At 66.5% G+C, this 5,269-nt stretch carries 6 protein-coding genes and 1 pseudogene; 1 reads left to right on the top strand and 6 read right to left on the bottom strand.

Translation table 11 applies throughout. The features are described 5' to 3' along the window. Window positions 1–169 precede the first annotated feature (169 nt). The 3 genes from clpB to JMF90_RS22735 all read right to left on the bottom strand — a co-directional run bounded on the left by clpB (window position 170) and on the right by JMF90_RS22735 (window position 3,681). On the bottom strand, window positions 170–2,767 hold the full coding sequence (gene clpB / locus JMF90_RS22745; protein WP_011549665.1) for an ATP-dependent chaperone ClpB: 2,598 nt from the start codon (window positions 2,765–2,767) through the stop codon (window positions 170–172). Between the two features lie 153 nt (window positions 2,768–2,920). Next, window positions 2,921–3,436, bottom strand: a complete 516-nt coding sequence (locus JMF90_RS22740; protein ID WP_011549664.1) for an Rrf2 family transcriptional regulator — start codon at window positions 3,434–3,436, stop codon at window positions 2,921–2,923. Further along, the gene (locus JMF90_RS22735; RefSeq protein WP_125380627.1) at window positions 3,433–3,681 is read right to left on the bottom strand and encodes a hypothetical protein; all 249 of its coding nucleotides are present in this window, start codon (window positions 3,679–3,681) and stop codon (window positions 3,433–3,435) included. The genes JMF90_RS22740 and JMF90_RS22735 overlap by 4 nt, the downstream gene beginning before the upstream one ends. Between JMF90_RS22735 and JMF90_RS22730 the strand changes: the two genes are divergently transcribed. Continuing rightward, window positions 3,680–4,225, top strand: coding sequence for a group III truncated hemoglobin (locus JMF90_RS22730; RefSeq protein WP_201316962.1), 546 nt, complete (start codon window positions 3,680–3,682; stop codon window positions 4,223–4,225). The genes JMF90_RS22735 and JMF90_RS22730 overlap by 2 nt on opposite strands. A 67-nt stretch (window positions 4,226–4,292) precedes the next feature. On the opposite strand, the gene JMF90_RS22725 is transcribed toward JMF90_RS22730, so the two are convergent. From JMF90_RS22725 to JMF90_RS22715, 3 genes and pseudogenes are all read right to left on the bottom strand, one after another. After that, entirely contained in the window at window positions 4,293–4,769 is a 477-nt protein-coding gene (locus JMF90_RS22725; protein WP_011549662.1) for a molybdenum cofactor biosynthesis protein MoaE, read from the bottom strand. Between the two features lie 10 nt (window positions 4,770–4,779). Beyond that, entirely contained in the window at window positions 4,780–5,037 is a 258-nt protein-coding gene (gene moaD, locus JMF90_RS22720) for a molybdopterin converting factor subunit 1 (RefSeq protein WP_006478642.1), read from the bottom strand. Between the two features lie 19 nt (window positions 5,038–5,056). After that, a pseudogene (locus JMF90_RS22715) lies at window positions 5,057–5,269 on the bottom strand (molybdopterin molybdenumtransferase MoeA); the annotation flags it as partial.

Genomic DNA, 5,269 nt, shown 5'->3' with positions numbered 1-5,269 from the left:
CACGCAGCTTGCCGGCATGTTCGGCGGCAACAAGCAGGCGTAAGCCCGCCGCGCAGCGGCCGGCATCCGGCATAGCGGTTTCGGCCGCTCCATATGCAAACACCCCGCCGAGGCGGGGTGTTTGTTTTTGCGCCCGGTGCGAACCGGGCACGCTGCCGATGGCAGGCGATCAGTGCACGACGCGGTCGAACACGAACTGGCCGTCGTTGACGTCGACCGGGATCACGTCCTTCGGACCGAAGCGGCCGGCGAGGATCAGCTTCGCGACCGGGTTCTCGATCTCCTGCTGGATCGCGCGCTTCAGCGGCCGCGCACCGAACACCGGATCGTAGCCGACCTTCGCGATCTGTTCGAGCGCCGCGGGCGACACGTCGAGCGCCATGTCGAGCTTCGCGAGCCGGTCGTGCAGGCGCGCCAGCTGGATCTTCGCGATCGACTCGATGTTGCTGCGGTCGAGCGCATGGAACACCACGACGTCGTCGATCCGGTTCAGGAACTCGGGGCGGAAATGCTGCTTCACCTCGAGCCACACCGCGTCCTTGATCTCGTCCTGCGGCGCGCCCGTCATCGCCTGAATCACCTGCGAGCCGAGGTTCGACGTCATCACGATGACCGTGTTCTTGAAGTCGACCGTGCGCCCCTGCCCGTCCGTCATGCGGCCGTCGTCGAGCACCTGCAGCAGCACGTTGAACACGTCCGGATGCGCCTTCTCGATCTCGTCGAGCAGGATCACGCTGTACGGCTTGCGACGCACGGCTTCCGTCAGGTAACCGCCTTCCTCGTAGCCGACGTAGCCCGGCGGCGCGCCGATCAACCGCGCGACACTGTGCTTCTCCATGAACTCGCTCATGTCGATGCGGATCAGATGCTCTTCCGAATCGAACAGGAACGACGCCAGCGCCTTGCACAGCTCGGTCTTGCCGACCCCCGTCGGGCCGAGGAACAGGAACGAGCCGTACGGACGGTTCGGATCGGCGAGACCCGCGCGCGAACGACGGATCGCGTCCGCCACCGCGCTGATCGCCTCGTCCTGGCCGACCACGCGCTCGTGCAGCTTTTCCTCGATGTGCAGCAGCTTCTCGCGTTCGCCCTGCATCATCCGCGACACGGGAATGCCCGTCGAACGCGACACGACTTCCGCGATTTCCTCGGCGCCGACCTGCGTGCGCAGCAGGCGCGGACGCGTCGGGTTGTGCTGCTCCTGCTCTTCGGCCTGCGTGACCTGCTTCAGCTGGGCCTCGAGCTGCGGCAGCTTGCCGTACTGCAGCTCGGCGACCTTCTCGAGCTTGCCTTCACGCTGCAGGCGCGCGATATCCGCCCGCACCTTCTCGATCTCTTCCTTGAGCTGCGCGCTGCCCTGCACCGCGGCCTTCTCGGCGGTCCAGATCTCTTCCAGGTCCGCATATTCGCGGCCGAGGCGGTCGATCTCTTCCTCGATCAGCTGCAGGCGCTTCTGCGACGCTTCGTCCTGCTCCTTCTTCACGGCTTCGCGCTCGATCTTCAGCTGGATCAGACGACGGTCGAGCTTGTCCATCTCTTCGGGCTTCGAATCGATTTCCATCTTGATCTTCGAAGCGGCTTCGTCGATCAGGTCGATGGCCTTGTCGGGCAAGAAGCGGTCGGTGATGTAGCGATGCGACAGCTCGGCCGCGGCGACGATCGCCGGGTCGGTGATGTCGACACCGTGGTGCAGTTCGTACTTCTCCTGCAGCCCGCGCAGGATCGCGATCGTCGCCTCGACGCTCGGCTCGTCGACGAGCACCTTCTGGAAGCGCCGTTCGAGCGCGGCGTCCTTCTCGATGTACTTGCGGTATTCGTCGAGCGTGGTCGCGCCGATGCAGTGCAGTTCGCCGCGCGACAGCGCCGGCTTCAGCATGTTGCCTGCATCCATCGCGCCTTCGGCCTTGCCCGCGCCGACCATCGTGTGGATTTCGTCGATGAAGACGATCGTCTGGCCTTCGTCCTTCGCGATGTCGTTGAGCACCGCCTTCAGGCGCTCCTCGAACTCGCCGCGATACTTCGCGCCGGCGAGCAGCGCGGCCATGTCGAGCGACAGCACGCGCTTGCCCTTCAGCGTCTCGGGCACTTCGCCGTTGACGATCCGCTGCGCGAGCCCTTCGACGATCGCGGTCTTGCCGACGCCCGGCTCGCCGATCAGCACCGGGTTGTTCTTGGTGCGGCGCTGCAGGATCTGGATCGAGCGACGGATTTCGTCGTCGCGGCCGATCACCGGATCGAGCTTGCCCGCGCGGGCGCGCTCGGTCAGGTCGACCGTGTATTTCTTCAGCGCCTCGCGCTGGCTTTCCGCATCCTGGCTGTGCACCTGCGAGCCGCCGCGCACCGCGGCGATCGCGGCTTCGAGCGACTTGCGCGTGAGGCCGTGCTGGCGCGCGAGCTTGCCGGCGTCGCCCTTGTCGTCGGACACGGCGAGCAGGAACATCTCGCTCGCGATGAACGTGTCGTTGAGCTTCTGCGCTTCCTTGTCGGCCTGGTTCAGCAGCCCGGCGAGTTCACGGCCGATCTGGATGTCGCCGCCCGTGCCCGTCACTTGCGGCAGGCGCGAAATGGCTTCGTTCAGCGCGCCTTGCAGCGCCTGCACGTGAACGCCCGCGCGCGACATCAGCGAGCGGGCAGAGCCGTCCTGCTGCGCGACCAGTGCCGCGAGCACGTGAACGGGTTCGATGTATTGATTGTCGCGGCCTGCCGCGAGGCTTTGCGCGTCCGCGAGTGCTTCCTGGAACTTGGTGGTGAGCTTGTCGATTCTCATTTAGTCGAGACCTCCAATTTTCGATTAACACCAAGATGAGGATGGTTATGCGGCTTTCAAGCGAAATTCGGGTTGATTCAGCGCAAAAATTGCCGGATCGCCTGAAAACGGTCCGGAGGGCGCGACGGGATGGGCGCGCGGGACGCCCGCGTGTCAGTGGGTCTTGGACGCCGGCTCGGCTGCCTGCGCTTCGTCCTGCACCGGCGCGGCACGCACGAGCACGGCCGGACGGATGCCGAGCAGCGACGCGAGCGGCGATGCAGGCTCGGCCAGTTCGCCGAGCGTATGACGATCGAGCTCCGCGAAGAAGGCATCGCGCGCGGCCGCCAGCACGCCCTTCAACCGGCACTGCGGCTCGATCACGCAGCCGCGCGACTCGACGCCGTCGGCCGAAAAGCAGCCGACCAGCGCGAAGTCGTTTTCGGTGGCCCGCACGACCTCGCCGACCGTCAGTTGCAGCGAATCGGCGAACAGCCGCAGCCCGCCGTTGCGGCCGCGCACGGTGTCGACCCAGCCCAGCTCGCCGAGCTGCTGGACGACTTTCATCAGATGGTTCTTCGAGATGCCGTAGGCGTCCGAGATCTCCTGGATCGTCGCGAGCCCTTCGCCGCGCACCGCCAGGTACAGCATCACGCGCAGCGAATAGTCGGTGTAGTCGGTGAGTCTCATGAGCGAATACGGAAAATATCGATCGTATCCCGATTATGTGAACCGGGCCGATCGATGGCGCCGTTGCGCGGCCCCGGGTTGCCGGGATCGCGGGCGCGCAATAAGATGCGTGACATCCACACGTTTTCCAGGGGTTGTTGGACGCTATTTTGCGTCAAAATCCGGCCGGCGTCCTGCTCGTCACCCGCGCCGCCCGCCCCGCTGCTGTCCCGCCGCTGCTCCGATCTACCGGCCCTTTTTGTCATGACTGCCCTGCCCGCATCGGCCCGCCCCCGCGACGCCGAGCCGACCGAAGACAATATCCGCGATCTCGTCTACGCGTTCTACGACCGCGTGCGCGCCGATCCGCTGCTCGGGCCGGTGTTCGACGCGAAGCTCGCCGGCCGCTGGGACGATCATTTGCCGAAGATGGTGACGTTCTGGTCGAGCCTCGTGCTCGGCACCAAGGGCTATCGCGGCAACGTGCAACAGGCGCACCAGCCGCTCGACGGGGTCGAGCCGGCCCATTTCAGCCGCTGGCTGTCGCTGTTCCTGAAAACGGTCGAAGCGCGCTACGCGCCGCCCGCGGCGATCCGCTTCATGGAGCCCGCGCTGCGGATCGCGCAGAGCCTGCAGTTGAGCCGGTTCGGTTGGGACTACCGGATTCCGCCCGAGCAGCAGGCGCTGCTCGACGCGATCGCGCCGCGCCGCCGCGACGCGGGCGACGATCCGCACGCGTTGCCGTCGCGCGCCCGCGGCGAGCCGTTTCCGACGAAGATCATCGGGCGCGGCATCGACCCGGACGCGTAACGCCCGTCGTGTGCGACACCGGCGCGCATGCGACACATCGCCGCACCGCCCGCGCGCCGCGCTCAGCTCAGCGCGGCGTGTTGCCCGACTCGACGCCCCAGCGCGCGAGCGCGGCGTCGTCGGTACTGCGCGCATCGACCCAGCGCTCGCCGTCCGGCGTCGTTTCCTTCTTCCAGAACGGCGCTTCGGTCTTCAGATAGTCCATCACGAATTCGCACGACGCGAATGCATCGCCGCGGTGCGACGCGACCGTCGCGACCATCACGATCTGGTCGAGCGGCAGCAGCCTGCCGACGCGATGCACGATCGCGACGTCGATGCCCGGCCAGCGCCGGCCGGCCTCGGCCGCGATCCGCTCGAGCGCCTTCTCGGTCATGCCGGGATAGTGCTCGAGCTCCATCGCGGCGACCGCATCGCCTTCGTTCAGGTCGCGCACCGTGCCGACGAAGCACGCGAGCGCACCGATCTTCGGGTTGCGCGCACGCAATGCCGCCACTTCGGCATTCAGGTCGAAATCGTCGGTCTGGACTCGTATCGTCGCCATGACAGCCGCCTCAACCACCCGTCACCGGCGGGAAGAACGCGACCTCGCAGCCCTCGGTGAGCCGCGTGTCGGGATCGGTCATCTCGTGGTTGCACGCCATGCGCAACGCGCGCCCTTCGGCGAGCGTATCGGCCCACGCGCCACCGCGCACGCGCAGCCATGCGCGCACGTCGCCGACGGTCGTCACGCTGTCCGGCACGTTGGCTTCTTCATCGGCCACGCCCAGCGCCTCGCGCACGCTTGCAAAAAATTTCAGTTGAATCTTCATGGTTCGGGAAGCCGTCGCGTTACGACAGCAATTCGGAAAACGGGATGAAACGCACGGTCTCGCCTGCGCTGATCACATGCTGCGGCGGATTGTCGATCAGGCCGTCGCCCCAGACCGTCGACGTCAGCACGGCCGAGCTCTGGTTCGGGAACAGGTCGAGACCGCCGGCTGCGTTGACGCGCGCACGCAGGAATTCGTTGCGCCGGTCGCCCTTGCTCTGCGAAAATCGGCA

It is taken from the genome of Burkholderia sp. E168m23 (assembly GCF_016586125.1).
GTDB lineage: Bacteria > Pseudomonadota > Gammaproteobacteria > Burkholderiales > Burkholderiaceae > Burkholderia > Burkholderia orbicola.
Note: the sequence above shows the minus strand (reverse complement) of the source record. Positions and strands in the feature narration are given on the sequence as shown.